3 protein-coding genes are annotated in these 1772 nt (G+C 74.5%); 1 reads left to right on the top strand and 2 read right to left on the bottom strand.

Going from position 1 to position 1772, the window contains the following annotated elements:
• Window positions 1–134: 134 nt before the first annotated feature.
• Complete coding sequence (sodN, locus tag ACFV0G_RS35410) at window positions 135–530, bottom strand: superoxide dismutase, Ni (RefSeq protein WP_380556807.1); 396 nt, start codon at window positions 528–530, stop codon at window positions 135–137.
• A 170-nt stretch (window positions 531–700) separates the two neighbouring features.
• Between sodN and sodX the strand changes: the two genes are divergently transcribed.
• Window positions 701–1051 (top strand): nickel-type superoxide dismutase maturation protease, encoded by a 351-nt coding sequence (gene sodX, locus ACFV0G_RS35405; protein WP_380556805.1) that lies wholly within the window; start codon window positions 701–703, stop codon window positions 1049–1051.
• 25 nt (window positions 1052–1076) lie between these two features.
• Here sodX and ACFV0G_RS35400 read toward each other — a convergent pair whose 3' ends face one another.
• Complete coding sequence (locus tag ACFV0G_RS35400; RefSeq protein WP_380556803.1) at window positions 1077–1667, bottom strand: CGNR zinc finger domain-containing protein; 591 nt, start codon at window positions 1665–1667, stop codon at window positions 1077–1079.
• Window positions 1668–1772 lie beyond the last annotated feature (105 nt).

The raw sequence follows: 1772 nt of genomic DNA, 5'->3' as shown, positions 1-1772 counted from the left end.
GCGGGGGGGGGGGGGGGCCCCCGGGGGGGGTTGCGGCCGGGGCCCCGGGCGTCCGCCGCGGGGGGTGCGCCCCCCCCCGGGCGCCCCGGCGGGGGTGTGCTCCGCGGCCGGGCCTCCGGGTTACTGACCCGTGATCAGGCCTTCTTGGTCTCCCAGAAGATCCGGTCGATCTCGGCGATCAGGTCGAGCAGGGCCTGGCCGGTCGCCGGGTCGGTCGACGCCTTGGCGGCCGAGGCGGCCTTGCCCGCGTTGTTGAACAGCTCGTGCAGCTGCGGGTAGGCCTCGAAGTGCGGGGCCTTGAAGTAGTCGGTGTGCAGCACGGAGAGGTGGTGCTTGACCAGCTCGGCGCGCTCCTCCTTGATGACGACGGCGCGCGCACGGAAGTGCGGGTCCTCGTTGGCCTGGTACTTCTCCTGAGTGGCCTTCACGGACTCGGCCTCGATACGGGCCTGGGCCGGGTCGTACACGCCGCAGGGCAGGTCGCAGTGGGCGTGCGCGGTGGCTCGCGGAGCAAACAGACGAGAGAACATGGGAGTCCTTCCTTAGATCGTCTTCCCGCGCCGAGATTACCCCGCCGCCGCCCCCGATTCGCGGTCGGCCCGGTGGCCTAGGGCAAAAGAAGGAGGCGCAACCGGTCCATATCGGACGGCCCCGGATGGGGGAGACTGGACGCGGACGCGTGCGGGCAGGGAGAGGGCGGATGGCCGAGGAGACGGAGCACGGGCCGGTCGGCGGTCTGCTGCCGTTCGGGGTGATCGACGTGGCGGGGCCCTCGATGCGGCCCACGCTGCACGACGGCGACCAGGTGGTGGTCCGCTACGGCGGACGGATCCGGCCCGGCGCGGTGGTGGTCTGCCGGCACCCGCTGCGGCAGGACCTGCTGGTGGTCAAACGGGCGGTGGAGCGGCGCCGGGGCGGCTGGTGGCTGCTGTCGGACAACCCGCTGGTGACCACGGACAGCCGCGAGTTCGGCGTGGTGCCGGACGACCTGGTGCTCGGCCGGGTGCTGCTGCGGTTCTGGCCCCGGCCGCGGGTGCTGGGCGCGCGCTGACCGGCCGGGGCCGCCGTGCTGGCGGTCAGCCGCGGCTGAGGGCGGCGGCGCGGGCCGCCTCCTCGCGCTTGCGGGCGCGGTAGGCGGCGACGTTCGCGCGGGTGGCGCAGCGGTCCGAGCAGTACCGCCGGGAGCGGTTGGTGGAGGTGTCGAGGTAGGCGTTGCGGCAGGGCGCGGCCTGGCAGATGCCCAGCCGGTCGGCGCCCAGCTCGGTCAGGTGGATCGCCAGGCCCATGCAGGCGACCGCGGTGAAGTTGGCGGTGGCGGTGGCCGCGTTGTCGGCGAGGTGGAGGTGCCAGCGCGGCCGGCCGGCCTCGTCCAGGTAGTCGTGGCCGGAGACCAGCGGGCTCACCGGGTACTCGACCATCAGGCTGTTGAGCAGGTCGACGGCGCGGATCTGGTCGCCCTCGGCGGCGGCCTCGAAGACGCCGCGCAGCCGGGTGCGGACGGCCCGCAGCCGGGGCAGGTCGGCCTCGTCCGCCAGCGAGGCGCCGCGCGAGGAGGAGCCGAACAGGGCGCGGACGGCGTCGACGGTGGTGAGGGCGTCGGTTCCGCGGTCCGGCTCCTCGGTGTTCACCAGCCGGACTGCGTAGTCGGCGTACGAGGCGAGCTCCACGGGGGGTCCTTCCGAGGCCGGTAACGGGTGAGCTGCCCCAAGGGTATTACCTTTGCGGAGCCCGCGGGAGGGAACGCGGCGGGGGGGGGGGGGGCCCCGGCGGGG

The organism is Kitasatospora sp. NPDC059571 (assembly GCF_042735675.1).
Taxonomy (GTDB): Bacteria; Actinomycetota; Actinomycetes; order Streptomycetales; family Streptomycetaceae; genus Kitasatospora.
This window is presented reverse-complemented; position numbering and strand designations above follow the sequence as displayed.